The sequence below is a fragment of the Marinobacterium marisflavi genome, from assembly GCF_982447095.1.
The window spans coordinates 1378549-1403105 of the sequence record NZ_OZ457898.1 but is presented as its reverse complement, the minus strand read 5'-3'; the positions used below and the strand labels follow the sequence as shown (position 1 = coordinate 1403105).

24 protein-coding genes are annotated in these 24557 nt (G+C 48.7%); 11 read left to right on the top strand and 13 right to left on the bottom strand.

What is annotated here, in order from left to right:
* Positions 1–2 precede the first annotated feature (2 nt).
* The 3 genes from AC1WNR_RS06970 to AC1WNR_RS06960 all read left to right on the top strand — a co-directional run bounded on the left by AC1WNR_RS06970 (position 3) and on the right by AC1WNR_RS06960 (position 2737).
* Entirely contained in the window at positions 3–1013 is a 1011-nt protein-coding gene (locus AC1WNR_RS06970; protein ID WP_481643792.1) for an NAD-dependent epimerase, read from the top strand.
* A gap of 134 nt (positions 1014–1147) precedes the next feature.
* Complete coding sequence (locus AC1WNR_RS06965; RefSeq protein ID WP_481643791.1) at positions 1148–2179, top strand: glycosyltransferase; 1032 nt, start codon at positions 1148–1150, stop codon at positions 2177–2179.
* A 357-nt stretch (positions 2180–2536) separates the two neighbouring features.
* Complete coding sequence (locus tag AC1WNR_RS06960) at positions 2537–2737, top strand: hypothetical protein (RefSeq protein WP_481645373.1); 201 nt, start codon at positions 2537–2539, stop codon at positions 2735–2737.
* Positions 2738–2898: 161 nt separating this feature from the next.
* On the opposite strand, the gene AC1WNR_RS06955 is transcribed toward AC1WNR_RS06960, so the two are convergent.
* The 6 genes from AC1WNR_RS06955 to AC1WNR_RS06930 all read right to left on the bottom strand — a co-directional run bounded on the left by AC1WNR_RS06955 (position 2899) and on the right by AC1WNR_RS06930 (position 10099).
* Complete coding sequence (locus AC1WNR_RS06955) at positions 2899–3540, bottom strand: GDSL-type esterase/lipase family protein (protein WP_481643790.1); 642 nt, start codon at positions 3538–3540, stop codon at positions 2899–2901.
* A gap of 92 nt (positions 3541–3632) precedes the next feature.
* Complete coding sequence (locus tag AC1WNR_RS06950; protein WP_481643789.1) at positions 3633–4874, bottom strand: O-antigen ligase family protein; 1242 nt, start codon at positions 4872–4874, stop codon at positions 3633–3635.
* A 31-nt stretch (positions 4875–4905) separates the two neighbouring features.
* Positions 4906–5859 (bottom strand): hypothetical protein, encoded by a 954-nt coding sequence (locus AC1WNR_RS06945; protein ID WP_481643788.1) that lies wholly within the window; start codon positions 5857–5859, stop codon positions 4906–4908.
* Between the two features lie 10 nt (positions 5860–5869).
* Positions 5870–8707, bottom strand: coding sequence for an SLBB domain-containing protein (locus AC1WNR_RS06940; protein ID WP_481643787.1), 2838 nt, complete (start codon positions 8705–8707; stop codon positions 5870–5872).
* Positions 8704–9636 (bottom strand): vWA domain-containing protein, encoded by a 933-nt coding sequence (locus AC1WNR_RS06935; protein WP_481643786.1) that lies wholly within the window; start codon positions 9634–9636, stop codon positions 8704–8706. The genes AC1WNR_RS06940 and AC1WNR_RS06935 overlap by 4 nt, the downstream gene beginning before the upstream one ends.
* Positions 9629–10099, bottom strand: coding sequence for a hypothetical protein (locus tag AC1WNR_RS06930; protein WP_481643785.1), 471 nt, complete (start codon positions 10097–10099; stop codon positions 9629–9631). The genes AC1WNR_RS06935 and AC1WNR_RS06930 overlap by 8 nt, the downstream gene beginning before the upstream one ends.
* Before the next feature lie 112 nt (positions 10100–10211).
* On the opposite strand from AC1WNR_RS06930, the gene AC1WNR_RS06925 reads away from it, so the two are divergent.
* Positions 10212–11096 (top strand): DUF6492 family protein, encoded by an 885-nt coding sequence (locus AC1WNR_RS06925; RefSeq protein ID WP_481643784.1) that lies wholly within the window; start codon positions 10212–10214, stop codon positions 11094–11096.
* 36 nt (positions 11097–11132) lie between these two features.
* Here the strand turns inward: AC1WNR_RS06925 and AC1WNR_RS06920 are convergent, their stop codons facing one another.
* The 4 genes from AC1WNR_RS06920 to kynU form a co-directional block, all read right to left on the bottom strand.
* Complete coding sequence (locus AC1WNR_RS06920; RefSeq protein WP_481643783.1) at positions 11133–12305, bottom strand: nucleotide sugar dehydrogenase; 1173 nt, start codon at positions 12303–12305, stop codon at positions 11133–11135.
* Positions 12306–12347: 42 nt separating this feature from the next.
* Positions 12348–13805, bottom strand: coding sequence for a mannose-1-phosphate guanylyltransferase/mannose-6-phosphate isomerase (locus AC1WNR_RS06915; protein ID WP_481643782.1), 1458 nt, complete (start codon positions 13803–13805; stop codon positions 12348–12350).
* A gap of 99 nt (positions 13806–13904) precedes the next feature.
* Positions 13905–14786 (bottom strand): dTDP-4-dehydrorhamnose reductase, encoded by an 882-nt coding sequence (gene rfbD, locus AC1WNR_RS06910; protein ID WP_481643781.1) that lies wholly within the window; start codon positions 14784–14786, stop codon positions 13905–13907.
* A 151-nt stretch (positions 14787–14937) separates the two neighbouring features.
* Entirely contained in the window at positions 14938–16182 is a 1245-nt protein-coding gene (gene kynU / locus AC1WNR_RS06905) for a kynureninase (protein ID WP_481643780.1), read from the bottom strand.
* An 81-nt stretch (positions 16183–16263) separates the two neighbouring features.
* On the opposite strand from kynU, the gene AC1WNR_RS06900 reads away from it, so the two are divergent.
* A complete protein-coding gene (locus AC1WNR_RS06900; RefSeq protein WP_481643779.1) occupies positions 16264–17151 on the top strand; it encodes an oxygenase MpaB family protein in 888 nt (295 codons plus the stop codon).
* A gap of 142 nt (positions 17152–17293) precedes the next feature.
* The gene (locus AC1WNR_RS06895; RefSeq protein ID WP_481643778.1) at positions 17294–18190 is read left to right on the top strand and encodes a polysaccharide lyase family 20 protein; all 897 of its coding nucleotides are present in this window, start codon (positions 17294–17296) and stop codon (positions 18188–18190) included.
* A 50-nt stretch (positions 18191–18240) separates the two neighbouring features.
* Here AC1WNR_RS06895 and AC1WNR_RS06890 read toward each other — a convergent pair whose 3' ends face one another.
* On the bottom strand, positions 18241–18780 hold the full coding sequence (locus AC1WNR_RS06890; protein ID WP_481643777.1) for an LOG family protein: 540 nt from the start codon (positions 18778–18780) through the stop codon (positions 18241–18243).
* A gap of 80 nt (positions 18781–18860) precedes the next feature.
* Positions 18861–19049, bottom strand: a complete 189-nt coding sequence (locus AC1WNR_RS06885) for a heavy-metal-associated domain-containing protein (protein WP_481643776.1) — start codon at positions 19047–19049, stop codon at positions 18861–18863.
* A gap of 65 nt (positions 19050–19114) precedes the next feature.
* Between AC1WNR_RS06885 and AC1WNR_RS06880 the strand changes: the two genes are divergently transcribed.
* From AC1WNR_RS06880 to AC1WNR_RS06865, 4 genes are all read left to right on the top strand, one after another.
* A complete protein-coding gene (locus tag AC1WNR_RS06880; protein WP_481643775.1) occupies positions 19115–19594 on the top strand; it encodes a c-type cytochrome in 480 nt (159 codons plus the stop codon).
* On the top strand, positions 19594–20040 hold the full coding sequence (locus AC1WNR_RS06875) for a c-type cytochrome (RefSeq protein WP_481643774.1): 447 nt from the start codon (positions 19594–19596) through the stop codon (positions 20038–20040). The genes AC1WNR_RS06880 and AC1WNR_RS06875 overlap by 1 nt, the downstream gene beginning before the upstream one ends.
* Positions 20041–20155: 115 nt before the next feature.
* The gene (locus tag AC1WNR_RS06870) at positions 20156–21079 is read left to right on the top strand and encodes a p-hydroxyphenylacetate 3-hydroxylase reductase component (protein WP_481643773.1); all 924 of its coding nucleotides are present in this window, start codon (positions 20156–20158) and stop codon (positions 21077–21079) included.
* Positions 21079–21441, top strand: a complete 363-nt coding sequence (locus AC1WNR_RS06865) for a hypothetical protein (RefSeq protein ID WP_481643772.1) — start codon at positions 21079–21081, stop codon at positions 21439–21441. Before AC1WNR_RS06870 ends, AC1WNR_RS06865 begins: the two co-directional genes overlap by 1 nt.
* On the opposite strand, the gene AC1WNR_RS06860 is transcribed toward AC1WNR_RS06865, so the two are convergent.
* The gene (locus AC1WNR_RS06860; RefSeq protein WP_481643771.1) at positions 21438–23441 is read right to left on the bottom strand and encodes a methyl-accepting chemotaxis protein; all 2004 of its coding nucleotides are present in this window, start codon (positions 23439–23441) and stop codon (positions 21438–21440) included. The genes AC1WNR_RS06865 and AC1WNR_RS06860 overlap by 4 nt on opposite strands.
* A 214-nt stretch (positions 23442–23655) precedes the next feature.
* Here AC1WNR_RS06860 and AC1WNR_RS06855 point away from each other — a divergent pair, with 214 nt between their 5' ends.
* The gene (locus AC1WNR_RS06855) at positions 23656–24528 is read left to right on the top strand and encodes a LysR family transcriptional regulator (protein WP_481643770.1); all 873 of its coding nucleotides are present in this window, start codon (positions 23656–23658) and stop codon (positions 24526–24528) included.
* Positions 24529–24557: the final 29 nt, after the last annotated feature.

The window sequence follows — 24557 nt, the reverse complement described above, 5'->3', positions numbered from 1 at the left end:
TCATGAAAAATATACTGGTAACTGGAGCTGCTGGATTCATCGGCTACCACCTTACAACTGCTCTAATCAATCGAGGCAAAAATATTGTCGGCATTGACAGTATGAACGAATATTACGATATTGAATTGAAGCAAAGCCGCTTAGAAAAGATTAATGAGTTAGCTAAAAACACATCATCCGGAAGCTTCAAGTTTCATCAGATGGACATATCAAACAAAGAGAGCTTAACGTCACTATTCAATGAGTATAATTTTGAAGTCGTGATAAATTTAGCAGCCCAAGCCGGCGTACGATATTCCATCGAAAATCCATCTGTTTACATTGAGGCGAATATAGTTGGATTCTTTAACATATTAGAGTGCTGCCGCGATACAAAGGTTAAACACCTTGTATACGCAAGCTCAAGCTCAGTCTACGGCATGAACACAAAGCAGCCATTCAGCACGACAGACTTTGTAGACAACCCAATCAGCCTCTATGCTGCTACCAAAAAATCTAATGAACTGATGGCGCACACCTACAGCCACCTCTTCGGCCTACCGACAACCGGCCTCAGATTCTTCACGGTATATGGTCCCATGGGGCGCCCGGATATGGCCTACTTCAAATTTACGAAAGCGATAATCGAAGGTAAACCTATCGATGTTTACAACAACGGTGATATGCAGCGCGATTTTACCTATATCGATGATATTGTGGAGGGCATACTGCGCGTAGCCGAGCGTATACCAGAACCAACAGCAAGTACAACTTCTAATGCCATTGCCCCGTACAAAGTTTACAACATAGGCAATAACAATCCGGTGACCTTACGCAGGTTCATAACCGCTATCGAGACGGCTACTGGCGTAAAGGCGAATGAGAATTTTCTACCGATGCAGTCAGGAGATGTGCCGATTACCTACGCGGATATCGATGATCTGGAGCGGGATGTGGGATACCGTCCGAAAACCAGCATTGAGCACGGAATAAAAGAGTTTGTAGATTGGTACCGCTCTTATCAGGATATTTAAGAGCCAAAAGAGTCGGAAATTATATCGGCGCTTATTATGACAAGTCGAGTTCTCTTCCCTATGAACTCAACACCTCATACCACTCGGTGAGCTTGCGACGGTTATAGATGTACAAGACCGTGAAAGGAAAATGTATGACCAAAATAGTGCTGATTGCACCACGTCTGCCTTACGGCGGCGCAGAAAGACAAATGGCGGAACTCAAAAATGAGTTTAGTGAAGCCGTTAGTCTAATCGACCTATCTCGCAACATCTCTATTGATGAGCACGGTTCACAACAAGCCTTTGATATCATAGGACCGGGCATCAAAAACAAAATACACAGAGCTGTATGCATGTATAAGCTATATCGTGAGTATTCAAATACTCAGGATAAGGTCTTCATATTTTACAATTCTGTTTTTATTTGGCTAGCCTACTTTCTAAAGATAAAAGGCCATAAAGTTTACTTTTCTCTGCGAGAGTACAATCTTGACTTCTTTAATCCCACATTTTTACACGCACTTAAAAAACTAGATGGCCTATTCACTAATACACCCCGCCTATTCAATGTAATGAAAGAGCGGGGAATGAATATACAGTTAGTCCTCAACACCATACCGTTAACGGACGAGGATAGACCCTTAACTCTCCGCGATAAGAATAAGATACTCATCGTCAGTAATGTAGAGCCACACAAGCAGATTTTAGAGGTAATTAACGCGTTAAGCAGCGCTAACTACAACATCCAAATAGCTGGCTCGCATGCCAATAAAGACTATTTCAGAAAATGTCAGGAAGCTGCAAAAATCAGCAAATGTAATATCAGCTTTCTTGGTTCTATACCGCGAGACGCGTTGGTTGAGTTATACAAGACTTCAGGCTGTTTTATTCACGCATCCTTAGTTGAAGGGACGTCGAATGCAATAATCGATGCCATCACGTATAACATACCAACCATCGTAGGTAATACTCCTGAAAATCGTTACCTTGTAGATGATCTGCCCCAATTCATCTGGGAGAACGGCTCGCTTGAACGATTATTGGAGACTACCCTTTCAAGCTCTGAAGAGCCTGACTATCAGCAGAAGCAACTTTTCCTACAGGAAAGAATAAAACTGAAATTTGGGAAAGCAAATCTTCATCAGATCTATGCTGCTGTAATGGAGCGGGATGGCGCTAAATAGAAAGCGTCCGATAGTGTCAATATATCCCCGATGTATTGTCTGTTGTCATCCATAAAGCGTAAATAATTTTGGAGAAATGAATTGAAAACTTGGAACCTAATACAAACTGATGCTGAGCGCTATTTTCAACGCAAAACAAGCAAATCCAGCATCGTAAAACATTTTTTTAAGTCGCCTCCTATACGTGCAGTCATATTAATTAGAATTGCGCTCAGCACCCAGGGTTTTCTCTCATGGTTCTGCAGAACACTTCTATTTTCGTATCATTCGATTGACCTCTGTAGAAGCACCAAAATTGATTGCGGACTCGTTCTTCCCCACCCTTTTGGAATAACATTCGGCTGCGGTTCAGTGGTAATGAGTAATTGCACGATTTACCAGAACGTTACCTTGGGAGCAAAAAACGATAAATACCCTAGCATCAGGAACAACGTGACGATCTATCCTGGTACCGTTATCGTCGGTAACATAGAAATCGGAGAAAATGCCGTAATCGGCGCGTTATCATTTGTTGATAAATCAGTAGAGAAGTCGGATATCTTCCATAGTCGCAGCTAGCGTGGTAGAGACAAAGTTATTAGAAATTTCTACACCAACTGACCCGTTATCCACTAGGATGTGTTTACGAAGCAGCGATAGTAATCGCAGGTTTGCTGCGCTGCCTAGATTGGAATAACTATCATCTATGGCTGCTCAAAAATGCGAAACCAGTCAATACATCAGCAACAGCCAATCTGAGAACTTATCTTCTGCACCCAGTAAATATAACCATCTGCCGAGAGATGGAAGCCGTCATAGGTAAACCTAGAACCAAGACCAGTGTTGTTTGTTAATTTCCCTAATTCAAGCAACGACACTCCTTTTTTTCTTGCAAGAGCCTCCAATCCCTTATTCAATTCATTCACAGCATCGACACTGTTGGGGCCACACACTTCCACATCGCACTGTATTGTTTGTTGCACTATCACTTCTATATTTGAAGCCGTCAAAACATCAACGATTAAGGCAAAATTCTCCAAAATTATTCTTACAGGGACATTTTGGCGTATGTCGTTTATGCCCACCATCAGAAAGGCGCTAGTAGGATTACTAGAAATGATTGAATCAAGACGCATGAGAACATCTGAAGACTTATCCCCATCGACCCCTCTATTCACTACGCTGAGGTCTGGAAAAAACTCGCTCCATCTACCTCCGTTGGTAATACTATCGCCTATAAAAGCAATATCAGCTTTCGGATTAAAATGTTTGAACAAACGGGAAGTTTCCGTTTGATATCTATTAGGCACTTCCGATTGACCACCTACAAAAATCTTCAAGGACTTAATCATATTGTAGGGAAAAGCTTCATACTTACCCACTATGAAGCCATACAGAAAAAATGATAAAGCGATAAACGCTAGCGATTTGTTCTTCATTGTGATTGAATTTCGATCTTACATCACGAGAGCGTTCAACTGTCGTTAACGGCTGTTCTATATTTGATTCGGTATAAAGCTGTTACCGCTATGACTGTCGAAAGGTGCGCTACACCATGTACTTGGACATAGTGGTAAGAGAGCACAGAGTTCAGTAGGTCCGTAGCAAGTTTTATTATTGAAGCAACGAGAAATATATTCGCAGCTCCTGTTCTCTTTACAATCAACCAGTTAGTTGTCACTGCTCTAACCAGCCCATAGATTACGAAGAAAATGTAGAACAGCGCACCAAGGATACCAAACTTGAAGGCAACGCCAACCAAGCCTAAATCTGAGCTGTAAAAATGTTTGCCGAAGAGGTCACCCTCACTTTTAGTAAAGTTACTCGACTGTCCGAGTCCAAATATCGGGTGCTCCCTAATAACCTCGAAAGCGATCAAATACGAGTTATACCTTACACCTCCATCTGCATTCGCGCTCATCTGAAAATATTGATCAATGAGAATAGGATAAATGGGTACTAAAAAAGCCAATCCAAGAAAGAGTAACCCTAGCCTTGGCTTTCTCGCAAAACAGAAGTGGTAGATGAGGGTCCCTAATAACAGCATCGCAGTAGGAGCCCTCGCCTGAAGAATGATCCACGAGTAGATTGCCATCAAAAAGGTAAAACGCCAAAATATCGCTAACTGTTTCTGTTTTTCTCTAAGGGCGAGATAGGCTGAAATTATCGTCACTAGAAAGAGGGCCACACTTGGTGGCTTAAGCCTGTACCCCCGTGAATCATTAGTGACCATCGCTTTTATAACAGGATCAGAAGAGTTGTTTGCTGCCGCTAAGTCGATTCTGAAATAATGAAAGATGTAAGAGATTACGATCAAACCCAAAGCAATCATAACGATACGCAGCAGCTCGTCTACATCGAAACCTAAACGCCCAATAAAATAGATCGCAGGGCCAATAAAAACAATCAAAAACTCGCGTGAAGCAGCTAAGCTTGGGAGCATTGATACTCCAATCTGGGTAGAGAACAGGTAGGCTGGAAAGATAAATGTGTAGCCAATAAACAAAAGTGTGCTAAAAAACCAAAAGCTCCAGTTTAGGTTTTTCGCTTGGACATTCAACGCAGCGATCACTGCTGCCCCGAAAAACAGTACAATCGAAAGCAGAACTCCAATCTCTTGTAGCCGATTAGCAAGAAAGTAATACCCTCCCTTAAACGCAGCATAGAAAACTATACCGATCATCCCTGCAACTATTGCACGAAGAGATATGGTCATTTTCCAAGGATCCCCGCGCTGCTTTTGACCACTAGGGGTCAACCCACTCGCTGTCAGCGCTCGAGTATTCAATAGGTTGAGCCTGTTGTTTGTACTCCTCAATAGCCTTTTTCAGCTTCCTGAATAGAACTAAAGCAATCACGAGGAAAATACTTCCAAAAACCACACCGATAAAAGTGAAGATCGTCCATTTTTTTCTGCCTGGAGATGATTTAAAAAGTGGTGGTATCGCTGGGGTAAGTATCTCTAGAGGATAGTTATCACGCGCAAAAATGAGAGATTCAACTGATAGCTGGGCCTCAAGCAGTCGATAGATTGAACGCTGTACTTCGAGATTTTTAACCGTTTCCAACCGCTCCTCGAGGTATGTTCTGCGAGCCCTGACATTTTCGACTGCTTTGGATTTCACGTACTGATTAAAAGCGACGGCCAGTTTATTGATTAACGATGCCGAGAGCTCTGGAGATAAGGTCGTCATGAACATCCGCAACAGTCCAGTCTCGTCATCATAGGAGAGTTTCAGATATTCATCTTTGAACAGTTTCACGGCCATACGGTCGTCAGGGGAGAAGCCATCGAGCCAACTCTCCGTGGCAGCATCCCACTTGTCTGCGAAAATTATCGGGTAAAGATTTTGCTCATCAAGAAATGACTTTAGAAACTCATATGAACTTAGCTTCGAGAACTGTCTCTCTACCTCATTTAGTGGCGTTGATGCAAAAATAAAGTCGTACTCTAGTAGACCAACAGCATCGTCACCGCCATAGTTTTTCGGTTTTACCGTAGTTTCATTAATATTGAACGCAGCGAGGACCTCAGCTGTGTATTTGTCATCCACTAATTTCGATAACCCAAATACCGCGCCCGCAGCAAAAACCGCAGCAATTAGAATACGATACTTAGCCCCTAATATTGCGCTCAGGTACTCAAGCAGATCCACTTCCTGATCCAGATGAATTGGCGGCATTGTTTGCTCTTCTTTCATCGAAAAGATCTCACTGGGTAAACAAAAAATCGATACTGGCCATAGATACGGTCAGCTTGTAAAACATATCTAGCCAAGACTGGGTAAACTCACGACCGTTGATCCGATCGACGCTCAGAGGTACAACAATAGTGGATCCTGGAGTCACGTTTACATTAGATGGGGATCCTAACCACCCCCATGTACTCGCTCGGGACCGCACAGTCATAACCTCACCGTTCGCTTGAACTACGTAAGCATGCTCTCGCTGAGCTAACTCTTTTGTTCCGCCGCTAAGATTGATGTAATCAAGCGCCGCCCGATCACTCTGGAATTTGTGCGACGTCGGGAAGTAAACTTGCCCTGCCACGGAAACCTCATCAAGGTATTTCGGTACGACAATTCGATCCCCATCCTCAAGAACCAAATCGGCCGTTTCAGAGCACTCAACCACTGCGCTCTCCATATCGATCACAAGACGGCCAAGGGCTTTCGCAGGCTTGAGCTGCTTAATCACTTGGAAGGTATCGTTAGTACCCTGGTTAGACGGTAGCTTCTCTGCTTTATTAAATCCGGGCGACATATGCACTTCGGCTAATAGGTCATCCATTTGCTCCATAAGACGATCAAGTGCACGTTGCTCACGTTGGCGAACAGACTCTCGAAAAAAGGCTGTACCAAATAGGTAAGCATCTTCGGTAAATCCTCCAATTCGGGTCATCAGCCCGCAAAGTGTTTCACGTTTGTCGACACGATAACGCCCGGGATGAATAACCTCCCCTTCTACGGTGACGTATTTAGGTGTATCTATCCATTCAGGCTTCCGTCGAACAATTAACTGGTCGTAGGGTTGTAAAATTGTCGATCTGTCGTCGAGATCGCTATTGCTCTGCATCAAGCTGACATCTCGAAGATCTGTGCGGCTGTACTCTCCGTCTAGCAATGACTGACGTGATAGCGTCGCAGCGGAGCCATATGCTTCCTCTTTTAACCCACCGCTCGCAACGATTAGATCTTCGATCCGCATTCCAGGAGTCAATGGATAAACACCTTCAAGATTAACGTCACCTTTCGCCTCAACAACCGGTGCTAATTGCCCGTAGGGTGTTTGCCGCCGAAGCTGAGCGACTTCCTCCTTCAACAGCTCGCTTCGGTTTGATTTACTGTCGAAAAGATAAACGCGATCGTAAGGTTCCAAACGGGGGTTGTGATCCCCACCCTCGTTGTCGAGTGCTTTCGCCAACTCTAATCGGATGAGTTCTACTCTCCCCGTTCGAAAATCTGTTCGCGCAAGAATTGAATAGTTGAGATCCGTACCTGATCGCAGACCACCCGAATAGCCAATCAGATCCAGTACCCGATCTCCCGCTTCGTACGGGTACTCCCCCCCATGCTTGAAATACCCTTTCAATGAAACCACGGATGCACGAACGCTGCCCGTCTCTTGGTTCTTCAGTTTTTTGACGGTATCTGCGAGCTGAGTGGCCCGATCTGAGTGGGTATCGAACACATGGACATGATCACGAGGCGATAGTTCTATATCATTCGCGGTACCGTGATTGTTAAGAGCATCCCCTAAATTGAAAAATAGAACCTCACTTCTTTTCGTATCCCGATTTTCACGCTCAATGACGCCTACATTGAACTCGGCCCCCAAGCGCAAGAACTCTTTCGAAGCCACTAAGTCACTAACCCGCATACCTTTACGCCACTGGTAGGCGCCGGGGGTGAGGACATGACCGCTCAGGAGTACCACTTCATCCATTTTATCTAAAACTGGAAGCACGCGAATAAGATCGCCATTCTTAAGGCGTTGAGATGCGCCCATAGCTGCAAGATCAACTTGAATTAAGGTGTAACTCCCTTGATCAGTAATTCTCTCTATTTGGGTCTTATTCTTCGCAGCCGTAGCCAGCAAACCGCCGGAGAGCTTGATGGCATCTTCGATCGTTTGTTCATTTTTTAGCTCGTATATCGCGGGACGCTGGACTTCACCAGCAATGCTTATTGTCTGACTAACGGGTGGCACAAAAACAATGTCTCCATGCCGCAGATATACATTGCCAGTATCGATACCATTGAGCAGCAGTTCGTAAAGATCGAAGTCAGCTACCACCTGCCCGCCTCGCTTCACTTGGATGTTCCTCAAAGAGCCGGAGCGCTTAACTCCTCCAGAACTTATTAGCGCATTTAGCAACGATGATAAACCGCTGACGGTATATGCTCCTGGCTGAGTCACTTCCCCTACAATCATAATTTGAATGGTGTGCAGCTCTGCTAACGTGACGAGGGTTTTTACGCCAATACGGATTGAATTAACTGACTCGGTAATGAGTGTTTTTGCCTCCGCAAATGTTAGCCCGGCAACTTGTAACGCGCCGACCTCAGGAACCAACAGTTTTCCCTCGCGACTCACCACTAAGGTATATTGAACATCCGAAGCGCTGAACAATTGCACAACAAACGTGTCTCCGGGTCCGACTACATAATCGAGTGGCACCGGTATACTCTCGACTGGAGCAAAAGTAGTGGTGAGTACAGAGAAGATATCGTAACCGAACTGATCAAGCGTATGTTGTACTGTTTGCCGCTGGATCACCTCATCAAGCGTTACAGGTTCAAGCGCTTCGGCTACGTTTCTCTCAATCGTCGATGGCTCTTCTGGGATCGCAACTGCTACTTGTTTGGATACTCCAATTGTTCCAACTGGTAAGAGCGGTTGATCATTACCATTCGGGGCAGCTTCCATAGCTAACTTCCGTTGCATCTCGTCCTGCTCACGGACCCCAAGCCGGTCTTCAGCCACAGCAGAAGGGTAGATCCCGACCAGACACATAACTAAACATAATGTAGATATCAAAGACTTCATTTACTGCTCACTCCATCCACAGTGTTAAAGCGGTCACAGCCGTCATAGCCCACTATTTTGCCTGCAAGAGTCGTCGGGCATAGGTCCAGATAATCGTATATTCCATCTCCATCGCTATCCGCTGGATCGAGATAAAACGCTCGCTCAACAAAATGAGCCATGTCCCTCGGCTGGGCTACTTTATCTGCAGATGTCGAGAAGCCGCAGGACTCTGGACCGTCCAATACGGTGCGCGACATGCGATTTCCAACCCCAACCACATAAAAACAAACACCTTGGTCGTTCATGCTGGTCCAATTTTCAATACCACTCTTAACTACAAAACCCGCCTTCAAATGCTGACTCTGTCGTAACCGCATAACCGCTTCATTTACTTCATCGGAAATTTGATCCCATTGAGTTATCACCACGACGGCTGAGCGACTATCATGCAAAGCGAGTTTTTCGGTGATCTTATCGATCGCCTGCGCTAAATTACTGGCCCCGATCCCTGCAATTCCATGTTTTATGTTCAGATTCGATAGAATCTGAGCTCGATCTAACTCCTCAGATTGGCCTTCGAGAGGTCTATCATCCAATAGGTACAGATACTCAGTGAAAGTTTTCTCTGGAAGTGTTCGAAGAAGACGACGCGTTATCTCTCTAGCGTATTTATATTGAGACACTCCCCTATACTCAAGGGACATGGAGGGTGTTTGATCTAAAAGCAAATAGACGTTTTCAACTCTGGGGTAAATATGTCTCTCAACAATTTTCTCCTCCATCCGAACCGGATCAAAGGTGTGAACCGAGCGTTGATGTAGCCCGGTCTGATATGGAAGAACATTGGCATTATCCGGTTCCCTAGGCACGGTAATGAGCTGCTCCATTGAACCACAGCCGGATAAACCAAAAACGGTCAGCAGTAATAAATTACGAAGCCTATTCATTCGAACTCCATGAACTAAAAAACTGTTTAGCGTACCCATAAACATCGACGCCGATGATTTCGCTAAGATGAACCGGGAAGAAGTCAAAGCCCAAAAAGCTTTTAGCCAAATAAATAGCCAATAGAATCGAAGCAACTGCTCCTGCAGAAACAAGCGTGACCGCTATCAAATAAAAACTTCGAACCAGCACCTTTGGAAGTCTATTTATTCTTTCAAGCTCTAGCTTAGCTACAAACTTACGTTGATCCCGACCACCAAAAAGAACGAGATAGTACGCGCGAAAAAACAGAGGAATGCGCAAACGTACATCCAGACTATGTTTCGCGCTGCTCTGCTGAGCAATTAACGCTTCTCTAATTGCGCCAAGTTGACTCTCACTCAAGCTCGAACGAACGTTATAGGGTATGCGGCTGATTGTGTACTCAGCGAAAATCTGACCCGCGTTATCCCTATCTTGGCTCACACCAGCCCCCTAACCGATTTCTCTTGCAATATGAGAAGCAAAAAGCAAGCCAACTTTTACAAACAGTGGCACGCAAAATGCTTAACTCTGACTACAAGCAGGAGGATTATTTATGCAACTTAATCAGGATATCGCCCTATTCACATGCTCATACGGACCGGATTTTGAACGTTGTCGCCGCCTTTGCGCGAGCGTGGATCAGCATATCGCGGATGAGTACGAAAACATTGTGGTAGTGCCGAAACGTGATCTTGATAAATTTGCTAGCCTCGCCTCGCCTCGCCGACGGATTTTAAGCACTGAGAGCATACTTCCATCAAAATACAGGCAGCTTCCGTTTACAAACAAATGGTGGATTGACTCGAGAGGCTGGCCAATTCGAGGTTGGATTATGCAGCAGCTGACAAAGATGAGTTCGTGCTTCGCAACCGATGCTGCCTTGATAATGCATGTAGACTCTGACATTCAATTCATCAGCGACCTTAACCCGAACAGGTTGCTCAAGAACTCTCAAGGACGTCTCAATCGCCGACCAGGCGCTAAAAGCACAGGTGAGCATCTCAGATGGCACCAAATTGCAAGCGAATTGCTTGGCTTGAAACCAGAATACTCCGGCGCTGACTACATCGGCCCATTAACGACCTGGAGAAATGACCATTTACGCGACTTATTGAAACACATCGAAAAGACGAGTAATTCTAGTTGGTACTATGCTGTCGGTCACAAACTGTGGTTCTCAGAGTATATCTTGTACGGTCAGTTCATTGATCGCGTCATGGGAAATAGACATCAGCACTTTACAACAGAGGCTTACGACTGCTATTGCGTATGGACTGAAGAGGATATGACTGCACTGAGCAGCGGCGAACGACATTTAGCACCAACTGATATTGCGATTCTGATACAGTCCAACCTGTCGATGAGCCATGAAAAGGAGCAATACTTTTTAGACTCTTCGACGACCCGCTTGAATGAGGCACTCAGAGCGGTGAGGTAACATTAGCCGCGTATCGCTCTAGAATTCATATAGAGACTAACTATCTTTGTTAAAGATATCACGTGTAAAGATTTTTTCGCTTACGTCTTGTAGGCACTCATCTAGTCGATTACATATAATAAGATCCGCATCGGCTTTAAAGGCCTCTAGATCACGATAGACAATAGAGTTGAAAAAGAGGTCATCCTCTAACACCGGTTCATAAACCACAACAACAACGCCCTTAGCTTTCAGGCGTTTCATTACTCCCTGAATTGCAGACGCACGAAAGTTATCAGATCCTGACTTCATGACTAGCCTGTAGATCCCAACAATCGTCGGCTGCTGCTGAAGTATCGCGTCTGCGATGAAGTCCTTTCGAGTAGTGTTGGACTGCACGATTGCACTGATGAGATTGCTCGGCACGTCGGAGTAATTCGCCAGCAGCTGTTTGGTATCTTTCGGTAGACAGTAACCACCGTAACCAAAGCTCGGATTATTGTAATGATTACCAATACGTGGATCCAAACCAACACCTTCAATTATCTGCTGTGTATCTAACCCGTGCGACAGAGCGTACGAGTCAAGCTCGTTGAAGTAAGCTACTCGCATTGCGAGGTAGGTGTTAGCGAAAAGCTTTATCGCTTCAGCTTCGGTACTACCAGTAAAAAGGATATCAATATTCTTCTTTAGCGCGCCCTTCTCAAGCAAAGCAGCAAACTTTTTAGCGCGCTCCGAACTTTCACCTACAACTATTCGTGAAGGGTGAAGGTTGTCATAAAGTGCTTTACCCTCCCGCAAAAACTCGGGCGAAAAAATAATATTTTGAGAGTCAAACTTGCCGCGTAGACTTTGCGTGTAGCCAACAGGAATTGTCGACTTGATGACTATCGTTGCCTCTGGATTGATCCTTATGACATCGCTGATCACTGATTCGACTGACCGAGTGTCGAAAAAATTAGTGATGGGATCATAATCGGTTGGCGTGGCAACAATCACAAAGTCAGCAGCTGAATATGCTATTTGCGGATCGATTGTCGCTTTGAGGTCTAGATTAACGCTGGCCAGATACCTTTCAAGCTCAGAATCTTCAATAGGAGCCTCGCGGTTATTAACCGCCTCAACTCTTTGGGCATCCAAATCTATGGCTACGACAGTATTGTGCTGCGCTAGAAGCACGGCGTTAGATAAACCTACGTAGCCCAAACCAGCTACAGCTATTTTCGTCATAAGAGCGCTCGCAATAGGGGTATCAAAGAAGTTTAAGACCGGTTAAGAGCGCCCGTACAGATCCTCATACCGCACAATATCGTCCTCACCTAGATAAGCGCCGGACTGCACCTCAATTAGCTCGAGCGGTATTTTGCCGGGATTATAGAGCGAGTGTACTGAGCCGACAGGTAAGTAAACCGACTCATTTTCTGTGACTAGCATCTCATCCTCGTCACGGCGCACTTTGGCTGTACCCGAAACTACAATCCAGTGCTCGGCACGATGGTGATGCATCTGTACCGAGAGCTTGGCACCCGGCTTCACAGTGATTCGCTTCACTTGGTAACGTTCACCGTTGTCGATTGAATCGTATTTACCCCAAGGACGGTAAACCTCGCGATGCAACTGATACTCAGAGCGACCCTCAGCCTTGAGGCGCTCTACAATTTTTTTCACATCCTGCACTTGGTTCTTGTCCGCGACCAAGACCGCGTCTTTCGTCTCAACAATGACGACATCTTTGAGACCCACAGTCGCAACAAGCTTCTCTGTTGAGTGAACCAGACAATCCTTCGTCTTGTGGGTCAACACATCACCTCGCACGGCATTCCCATCAGAGTCTTTGTTAGTCACCTCCCACAAAGACGACCAAGCCCCAACATCACTCCAACCAGCATCTAGCGGAACAACGACAGCACTATCGGTCTTCTCCATGACTGCATAATCAACGGACTCATCAGGGCATGTTCGGAATGCCGCCTCGTCAATACGAACGAAGTCCATATCGGGTGAGAGAGTTTCGAGAGACTTCGTACAGGCTTCTAGAATATCGGGGCGGTATTTACCTAACTCTTCGATGTAGCGAGACGCGCGCATGAGGAACATACCGGAGTTCCAGTAGTAATCACCAGAATCCACGTAAGACTGTGCGGTCTCCAAATCAGGCTTCTCTACAAACTTATCTACAGCGTAACCTTCACCGGTTTTACCGCCGCGTCTAATGTAACCGTAACCCGTCTCAGGACCTGTCGCGACTATGCCGAATGTGACCAACTTTCCGCTCTCTGCAAGCGGTGTTGCTGCTTCGACAGCTGCATGAAAAGCTTCGATGTCAGGTATAACGTGGTCAGCTGCGAGAACCAGAAGTAGCGTATCTTCTTCTGAAGTAATTGACTGCAATGCTGCCAAGGCAATAGCTGGTGCGGTATTGCGTCCCACCGGCTCGAGAAGAATCTGCGCGCTGACGCCCATCTGACGCACTTGCTCAGCGGCGATGAATCGGTGTTCTTCGTTACAAATCAACATCGGGTTCTGCCCGGTGATATCTTGAACTCGACTTAGCGTCGCCTGCAGCATTGTCTGGTTATCTGCCAGAGGCAGGAACTGTTTTGGATAAAGTGAACGAGAGAGCGGCCACAACCTTGAGCCAGATCCACCGGCCATAACAACAGTTTTGATCACCGAAATCTCCTTTTTAAACGGTAACATAGCGCTTTCAGCAGCCTCTAATCGTTTCATCGCGTTATCCTCAAAGTTTACACGCAAAAAAGCCTACATCTAACCCCGTGAGCAGCAAGATATAGGCCAATTCATAAATTTAAGCTTTAAACGATAGATTTAGGAGCTCAACCGCTCCAGCGTAGCATCCAAGCACTCATGCCAATCCTTGGGCTCAATACCGAAGGTCGCTTTAAACTTCGACGTAGCCAGCTCTGAGTTAGCTGGGCGGCGTGCTTTCGGGGTTTGTGCGGGTCGGCGAATACTGTGAATCGTTGCCTCAGCCGGTGCTTTGCCCAGTTTCTGCGCATGCTGCAGGATGCGTTCTGCGAACTCAACACGGCCTATAGCTGGGTCATGGGCGTAGTGGTAAGTACCCCAGGGGAGGGTCTTCTCATCCGCATATTGGCCGATGATTTTGTAGATTGCCCGTGCCAGGCAAGCTGCACAGGTAGGATTACCCGTTAGGCCATCGTGGATGTAGATCGGTGCGTCGTTCTGCGCTGCGTTAACAACCTCTTTCACAAAGTTCTTGTTGCTGGTGCAAAATAGCCAACCGACACGCAGAATCAGATGCTTCTCCAGAGTACGCCGTATCGCTACCTCGCCGGCCAGTCGACTGGATCCGAAGACGGAGGTCGGATTAGCGATATCCTCTTCTAAATACGGGTGCTCACTGCTGCCGTCAAAGATCTCGACATTAGAGATCTGAATCATCGGAATCTTTAGGTCAGCACAGGTTTCGGCCAAGTGACGAGGACCAACCTCATTAATCTCATAGGCCAGCTCAGGCTTGGATTCCGCCTCATCCATATTCGTGTAAGCCGCAGCGTTGATAACCAACTCAGGTTTGTAGGTCACAAACACGCGCTGCAGTGCACTGAGGTCTCGCACATCCACATCACTGGAATCAGCCGATAGAATTTCATGGCCGTAGTGATCGCCAAATTTAACCAGATTCTGGCCTATCTGACCGCCTGATCCGGTAATCAAGATGCGCATGCAAGCTCTCCTTATTGCTCTGCTTTTTATTTCGCTTTCTGTTATGGTTTCATTTCAACTGAGCAACTAGATAACACAGCCGTAAAAACCATACCAGTTTTAGGGGCAAAATCGCCCTCGGTGCGTCCTAGGTGCTGTTTCACGTGCTGTCTTAGGTAACTCGGCCGCGCACCTGAAACCTCGGGTCCCGCCAACTCTGTGAAATCATAACCTGTTCCAGTACCAATACAGCCTGAGCTACATCAACGAAACGGGTGTAAAGCGGTGCAAAGCCAAAACGCAGGATATCCGGTGCGCGAAAATCGCCTATCACCCCGCGCTCAATCAGCGACTGCATAATCGGATAGGCCTCTGCATGCTTCAGGCTTACCTGACTACCACGCAGTTCCGGCGCGCGGGGTGACGCAAGCTCAAAGCCGCACCCAATCAATCGAGCCTCGACTTGCTCGATAAAAAACTCACTCAACTCAATCGATTTTCGGCGCACCGCTGCCATATCCACTTCGCGTGCCAGCCGTACACCCTCCTCCAGCGCGACGCACCCGAGCACAGGTGGCGTACCACATAGGGCACGGGTCATACCTTCAGCCGGCTCGAACTGATCAGACATAGCAAAGGGGACCGCGTGGCCAAACCAACCCGTCAAGGGTTGCTCGAATCGCGCTTGATGACGTTTAGCCACGTAGAGAAAACTTGGAGCGCCCGGACCACCGTTGAGGTATTTGTAGCCGCAACCTACAGCGAGGTCGGCTCCTGCAGCGTCTAAATCAACCGGCACTGCGCCCGTACTATGACTCAGATCCCATAGAATCAGCGCTCCAGCGCTGTGCGCCTTAGCAGTCAATGCTTCAAGATCAAACATCTCACCGCTCTTGTAGTGCACATGTGTCAGCACCACCAGCGCTGTCTGGTCATCAATTTCACTAATAATCCGATCACGCGGCACCGCACTGAGGTCGATTGAGGCATCTCGTTGAACACCCTGCAGCACATAGAGATCGGTCGGAAAGTTCCCCAATTCTGTCACGACCTTCGATCGACCCGGGTTAAGCTTGAGTCCCGCGTGAATCAGCTTAAACAGATTGACTGAGGTTGAGTCAGCAACGATCACCTCATCAGACTCAGCGCCAATCAGCGGAGCTATCATTGCACCCAGACGCTGCGGCAAATCCACCCAACCCGCGGTGTTCCAACTCCTGATCAGACCCGTACCCCACTCCTGCTCAACCACCTTAGCCATACGCTGTTTCGTCGCTTTAGGAAGGGGGCCGAGTGAATTGCCGTTGAGGTAGATAACCCCCTCCGGCAAATCGAACCTTTCACGCATTGCCCGCAATGGGTCGGCGGCATCTAACTGTTCTGCATCTAACACGTCTATACCTGAAATTGTTTGCATTGAAATTCTCAGCGGACTCATTGAACTCCTACCCCGCTAGCTTGTACCTTTGAGCGTTAAGGTTTCAAGAGCTAGCTGAAAATGCGCCGTCAGATAGAGAAGCAGATTCTTCAACTTACCGGTCTATCGCTTGGGGATGTTAACTACTCTGAGCCTACGGGCGATCCCGGCCTGTTCGGCCCCGATGCGGTCTGCTGGCGGATTCATAGCGACTTTCCGGCCATGCTCTGCGGCGGCATCAGCGCTTTGATGTTACAGATGCTGCACCCTCTGGCGCTAGCCGGTGTTTGGGATCACTCCAACTTTCGCGAAGATATGCTTGGGCGCTTGCGCCGCACCAGTCAGTTCGTCGCAGCGACGACCTTCGCGCCTACCAACGAAGCCGAGCGTCTAATTGAGCGCGTCCGAAGGATACACGCTCAAGTTAGTGGAGTCGCACCCGACGGTACTCGCTACAGCGCCGAGGACCCCGAGCTTCTAACCTGGGTACACGTGTGCGAGGTGTACTCGTTTATGCGCGGCTACTTACGCTACAAAAATCCAAATTTAAGCCGAAAAACCCAAGACGCCTACTTCTCTGAGGTCACCCTCGTTGCACGCAAACTCGGTGCCGAAACTGTTCCTGACTCAGTGGTAGAGGTAGAAGCTTATTTGCACTTGATGCGCCGCGAACTTCGCTATAACCAACGCACCGCGGCCGTAATGCAGGCGCTGTTTAAGGCACCAACACCCTCGGCGTTTACCAAGCCGATGGGCAGATGTATAACAATCGCAGGCTTTGACCTACTTCCGGATTGGGCTATTCAGATGAATCCAGCCCCGCTCAGCCGACCTCAGCGCGCACTCGCGCGGGCTGCGTTAGTGGGTTTGGCTCCCACGCTGCGCTGGTCGCTACGCAACGGCGTTTCTACCCTCGCCTGTCACCGGATGGGGATTCCCCCTTTTTGGCAGCGACGCCCGCGGTTTTAGGGGAGCCCGCGCTCTCTTCTTCATCGACGTTACGGACAATTGAGGAGACACACATCACTTGCCGGTAAAATTGGCACAATCCCTGCTAACTTCTCCCGTACAAAAATATTGAATAGTCGAAGCTCGATACGGGAATCAAGGCATGCTGATTAGAAAAATATTTCGATTACAAATCCGACGCTTTTCTTTGGTGGGCCTAGCCCTTCTTCTTGCTGGTGTTATGACCATATACATACTCGGCACCCATTTGGCGCAGTACTCGACCGGCACGCAATTGAAGATTGGCTTTGATGCATCAGAGCGCCCGGGCACCTCAAGCTGGGCGCTGTTAGGCCACATCAACGAGTATGTGTTGCAAACCTGTTGCGACCACTCATTTAACAGGGTAGAGGACCCAGAGGGTAATCGTGGAGAAGTTGGAAAGTTTTCTCTTAAGCCCAGTGACTCTCGCGTTAAAGGAAACTACCGAAGCGAATTGAGAATTTTGTCTAACCCACTGAAAGAGGATAGCTGGTACAAAGCATCGGTCTTCGTACCTTCTAATTGGAAGGATTCAGAGGTCAAAGTAGTGGCAATGCAGTGGCATGGTTCCCGTGACTTTTTTGTTGGCGAAGTGGGTCGTATGCCACCTTTGGAAATCACTATTACCAACGACAACTGGCAAGTACAGAAAGCTTTTGACAACCGTCTGATTTCCACTGCGGATACCCCGGGACATGTTGAGTCGATAGTTCCCCTCGCAGAACTCAAAGTAGAGAAAGGTGTATGGACCGATTGGGTGATACACACTCGCTGGTCTCCGGAAAGCGATGGAATAACTAGAATTTGGGTAAACGGCGAGAAAATAGTCGAAGACTTCGGTCCAAATGCCCATCGCGATTTGACAGGGCCGTACCTGAAGGCCGGCGTTTATGCTCCAGAGTGGGGCTACAGCGGCACCGAACCCGACATCACAGAACGTACACTTCTCTTCGACAGTGTTGAAATGATCCAAGACCGAGACCCTTATGGTCTGATTGCAACCCTTGCCAAAAACTAGCACTTAGAACCTGGGGGCATCGCTTGGAGATTATGCGTTTTGACCCAGGGCTAGCTAAGTTTCAAACGCATCAACAGCGTCTGCGGCTCAGATTCACAGATCAGCAGATCTCGCCCTGCTTGATCCATAAAACCCTCTGCAACTGAGCGGTCTAGCAACTCCAGCAACGGGTCGTAGTAACCATCGATATTCAGGAGCCCAATCGGCTTAGAGTGAAATCCGAGTCGCGCCCAGGTGTAGACCTCGAAAAACTCCTCGAGCGTACCAACGCCGCCCGGGTAAACGATAAAGGCATCGGCCATCTCGGCCATCTTAGCTTTACGCTCATGCATGGTATCCACACAGAAGAGCTCGCTCAGCCTAGCATGTGGCGCTTCCTTATCGGCCAGAGCGCCCACCGTTACTCCACGAACGGTGCCCCCAGCGGCTAAAGCCGCATCGGCTAGATTGCGCATTAAGCCGGTATTGGAACCGCCGTAAATCAACTCCACGCCCGCCTCAGCAATGACCCGGCCAAGCTGGTAAACGCGCTCTTTAAACAGTTCGCGTTTTGCATCACGCGCCCCCAGAAACACCGCTACGCTGGACATTTCAGCACCTCTCTAACGCTCTAAACTCATTCTATAATCGCAAACAGCACCGCAATTTGCATCGCAAAATGCAACTACAATCAGGAGGCGGGATAGCCGGCATTCTCAAGCGCCTCTCGAATCTGCGCTTCGGAGGCAGTACTGCTAACCTCGACTGACCGGCTCTCTAGATCCGCTACAACCGTTACGTTCGAGTCCAACGCCTCTAGCGCTTCGGTGATATTACTCACGCACCCACCACAGGACATATCTTCGATCTTAAGCTGCATGTCAGTTCCTCAAACTATGTTTGGTAGTATATATTCCACGACTCGTTATCAGAGGATAATCGATTTTGATCACAACTAAACAGTGGCTTGGCGTTGCGATACTCATATCAGGCGTTAGTTATGGTATCTGGTTAAATTTACAACCCGAGCCAGAACTTGTTACCGACTCTAGGTGGAACGCCATACCGTACAAAGATGCTGTTGCTGTAACCGATGGCAAAGCCCTCTACGATCGCTATTGCCTCGCCTGCCACGGCGCCAACCTGGAAGGTCAGCCCAACTGGCGTGAGCGCGACAGTGCAGGCTACCTTCCAGCACCACCGCATGATCAGAGCGGGCATACCTGGCACCACCCCGACCAGCAGTTATTTACCATCATCAAAGGTGGCATCGCCGCTATTGCGGGTGATGACTACCGCACTACGATGCGAGCTTTTGGCGAACAGATGAACGACGATCAGATCTGGTCCGTACTAGCCTATATTAAGTCGACCTGGCCACAAGAGATTATCGACGCGCACAACCGTTTCAGTGAGGAGTCCTAATGCCTACTAAGCCAAAACTGATTACTGCTCTTACCCTCGCTCTCAGTACAGCGATCGCCACGACCGCGCTGGCCCACACTGGCGCCACCGGCATCGTCAAAGAGCGCATGGACGGATTCAAAGCCGCCAAAAAGTCGATGAAAACACTCAAGGGCGCGGTACGCAGCGCTGACTTTGCCACTATCGCGGGCGAAGCTCAGACACTAAATCTCTGGTTCAGCAAACTAGATAGCTATTTCCCCGAGCGGAGTAACCCAAAACCCTCAGAAGCATTGGATATTATCTGGGAAGAGTTTGATACATTCTCCAGCCTTGGCCAAGACAGTGCTAACGCCTCTACTGCCCTGCTGCGCGCAGCCAATGAGGGTGATGAAGATCTGGCTCGCGAGGCATTTTCAGAGCTCGCCGCCTCTTGTAAGGCATGCCACGACGACTACAGAGAATAGTACACGCAGTTTTCAGGTGACAGCACGGATTCCTAGACTCTGAAACGGGTCAAAAGAGCTGTCATATGTTATCCTGCGCACCGTTTTTATAACCGATAAAGAGAGCTACGTTACCGTGTTTGATTCCCAAGCTTTTCGTCGTGCTTTAGGCAACTTTGCAACCGGTATTACCGTGATTACCACCGTGACACCCGAGGGCGAAAATGTCGGTCTGACAGCTAACTCATTCAACTCGGTCTCGCTCGATCCACCTCTGATCCTCTGGAGCTTAGATAAACGCTCGAATAACCTCGATGCGTTTAACCGGGCCAGCCACTTCGCGGTGAACATCCTTGCAGCCGATCAAATGGACCTATCGAATCAGTTTGCCCGTCCAAGTGATAACAAATTCGAAGGTGTTAATTTCCGTGAGGGCCTTGGCGGTGCAGCGGTGCTTGCAGACTGCGCTGCCGTATTTGAGTGTTCAGTTCACCAACTCGTTGACGCCGGCGACCACATTGTTCTGATCGGTAGAGTGGAACAGTTTGAAGCTGAGGGTCGTGCACCGCTCTGCTACCACCAGGGCGGTTACTCCATCGTCATGCCCTACTCGCGCCTCACAGCCGAAAGCAGCCAAAGCAAGCCATCAGATGGCGACTCAAAAACGCCTGGACGCCTAAATACCAACCTCTACTACCTGATGCTACAGGCGATGCGCTCTTACCAAGCAGACTACCTGCCGCTGCAGATGTCGACCGGTCTACAGACCAGCGAAGCACGCATGTTGATGATCCTCACTGAGCATCAATCCCTCGACGCTAAACAGCTCGTAGATGCGGTAGCGATGCCCGAGCAGGACGTGCGTTTGGCTGTAGAGGTTCTGGAGCGCAAGGGGCTAATCAGCGAAGCGAATGGCATCTTCAGCATCAGTGTACAAGGACATGAGAAGTCCGACGCTCTGTGGCATCTAGCCAGCGAGGAGCAAGAGCGTGTTTTCGCCAAGTTTAGCGACGACGAAATCGCCACCTTCAGTAAAGTCCTGAAAGGGCTGATCAACTGATGAGAGTATCTTTTGTAGCCGTCGCGGCATCAGCTCTAGTTATCGCAGGTTGTGCGACTCGAACCGAGTTACCGCTCACAACCGATATGATCAGCGAACCGCTGCTGCGTTTGGACATTAGCTCGCTAGAGAGCCGCTTGGGCCAGCCTACTCGTAAAATCCGCAAGGATGGCAAAGAGGTTTGGATCTATCGTGAGGAGAACAGTTCAGGGCTGGCACAACTCAAAGGCAATTGCGAGCTAGAGATCGGTTTTACACTACCCGAGGTAACCAGTGTAACGGTGCGCGAGTCGGGCACTACCCCGCTAGCGCAACCACTCGATGCCTGCCGGCCGTTTTATAACAAGCTACGTCCGCTCTAAACGACAAACTGAGAGACTACAGAGCGCATCCGCTCGGCTTGCGCTTGTAGCTCTTGCAGCGACTGCTGCGCTGACATCGCTTTACCTGCAGTATCGTCTGCAATCACATGAATCTCCTCGGCACTCTGACCAATTAAGTTCGACGCTGCCTCCTGCTGTGTCGTGGAGGCCGCAATCTGCTGGTTAATTCCGTCAATCTCATGAACGGCATCAACAATCTCCTGAATCGCTTCACCGGTCAGTCGCGCCTTATCTGACGTGGCATTACTCGCCTCTTGTGATTTTTGAATCACTGTTACCGCTGAATTAGCCGCATGCTGGAGCTTCTCAATCATCCGCTGAATCTCTTCAGTAGAGTCCTGTGTCCGGCTCGCCAACGTACGCACCTCATCGGCAACCACCGCAAAACCACGCCCATGCTCTCCGGCGCGCGCAGCCTCGATTGCCGCGTTCAGCGCGAGCAGATTTGTCTGTTCTGCGATGGTTTGAATAACATCCAATACCGTTCCGATGCTTTCAGTACTGGCTTTAACCTCATCAATAGTGTCACTGGCAGATTGCATATCCTCGGCCAGACGATGGATCTGATCTGAGGTCTGGTGCATCAAGCCTTTACCCGACTCAGCCCGCTCGCCAGCGGAACGCGACACCTCTGCGGCTGACTGCGCGTAACTGGAAACCTCTGATACCGTGGCAACCATTTCAGTGACAGCCGATGCGACCTGTTCTGTTTGAGATTTCTGATTTTGAGCTCCGGAATTTGCCTCAGCGATAACGTTTACCAATCCACTAGATTCATTTATGACCTCGTCGGCAGAGCTCTTAACTTGCAGGATAATATCGCGCGTTTTTGCTAAAAAACCGTTGAATCCAGCCGCCAGATCACCAATCTCGTCTTGAGATTTGAAATCCAGCCTCTGGGTCAGGTCACCGCCTGCTTTGGAGATCTCGGTGAGTTTCGCTGCAACCGCACGTATCGGCGTTACCACCATGCGCTTGCCGAGCCATGCACAGAGTGCGGCAAACAACAGTCCAATCAAAATTGCGATAGCAACCAGCGTATTCGCCCAGAAAATTGCCGACTCAGCGACCTCTAACTGCCCCTCAACCTTGCCATCAGCGACCTCTTCAATCTCGCCGATATAGTCCAACAAAGCATCAAGCGATGTCGTCATGCGAACTTCACTTGCTGTGAACTGTTTGTAAGCATCTAGAGTCGCCTGTGTATCAGCCACCAATAACTCGATATCAGCTGCAATCTTATCAACGATATCCACGTCAATACCGCGCGCCCGCAGTACCGACTTGAGTGAGACAAGTGCCTCACCCTCCTCTTGCGCCTGCGCCATACCACTGGCAACAACTGGCGATAGCTCCTCGATATTGGCACCGCCAAGAATCTGGCTCAACGCTTGCAGTCCGCGTAGCAGACCGATACGCGTCTCCATAATGGCGTCAGCAACGTCCCACATGCTCTGGATATCTTGCAGAGAGTTGTTGACCAAGGCATCGTCATCCATCCCAGACTCAACACCATCCTCAAGCGCCATCAGTTGCGAGTCGATGATAAATGCGCGCTTCTCTGCACTAAGGCGATTAGATTCTAGCGTCTCGAACTCACTGCTAACTTCCTTCGCTAGCGTGCGGAAGACATCTAACTGAGCCGTAAGTTCTGATGTTTGTGCTCTCTCTAGTAGACCTGAATTTGCCATCCGTCCCAGGGCTTCATCAGCCCCCTCAGAAGCCGCCTCCATGGCAGCGCGCCCCTTATCAAAACTGATGCGGCTGCGCAGAGTGTTTTGCAATGCTATTACCTCTGCCTGAAGTTCGATGGTCCCCTCCATCGCACCATCAGCGGTATCCCAAGCGGGACCCGTCAAGAAACGCAGTTGATTACTGAGTGAACCGATGCCAGAGAGACCAACCAGACCGGTGGCCAGAATGACACAAGAGAGAAAAACCAGCGCCACGCTGATCTTGCGACTGATCGTCAACTTCATCTTGAGCCCAACCTACTTCTTTTGGGGAGTTACCCTCCAGCATAGCAACAAAATCCGACTACGCTTGTCAGATTTAAGATATTTACAATCATAGGTTTAAAATAACTTACTAGACTCTGTCTTAAGTTTCTCAAAAGCCACAAATGCCAAGTTAACGCTTGCTCTGAGAACCGTTCTATCAGACACTCAGGATAATTTATCAGCTAGTACTCCCATGGATACAGCCACACTTCAAGCCTTCGTCGAAGTCGCACGCACCGGCAGTTTCTCTATCGCTGCCCAGCATCTGTTTGTGACTCAGTCAGCGATCAGCAAGCGCATCGCCCAGCTCGAGTCGCAGCTCGATACCCGACTATTTGACCGAATTGGGCGCGGTATCAATCTGACGGAAGCAGGCCGAACTCTGCTGCCGCAAGCGGAGGGCATCCTCACCCAATTTGAGGATGCTCGCCGCACACTGAACAACCTATCTGGCGAGGTAACCGGCAGGCTCTCTTTGGCTGCCAGTCATCACATCAGCCTACACCGCCTGCCTGAAACACTGCGGGCTTTCGTCAAACGCTATCCCCAGGTAGAGATGGACTTGCGCTTCTACGAGTCGGAGGTCGCCTATGAGGCGGTCGTGCATGGCGATATCGAACTGGCACTGATTACCCTATCGCCGGAGAGCGATCCTCGCATCGTCGCCGAAACTGTCTGGATCGATCGTCTGCACTACTGTATTGCCGCAGACCACCCCTTGGCGGAGCGCGACAACGTCGAGTTCGATCAGATCAACGCCTACCCAGCCATTCTGCCCGGAGCAGATACCTTCACCTATCAGATCGTGCACAAACAGCTGGCAACCCTGGGGCTCGAGCCAAATCTGGGCATATCTACCAACTACATGGACACCATTCGCATGATGGTGCGCTCGGGCCTCGGCTGGTCACTACTGCCTGAGACGCTAATCGACGAGCAACTGGTGCGACTCAATACCGGCAGCCAACCCGTTGAACGTCCGCTGGGATATATCTACCACCGCGAACGCACCCTCTCGAACGCGGCCCGTGAACTGCTGCGGCTATTGAAACAGTCGACCACATAGCACACACTAAAGGCTCAATAAAAGTACAG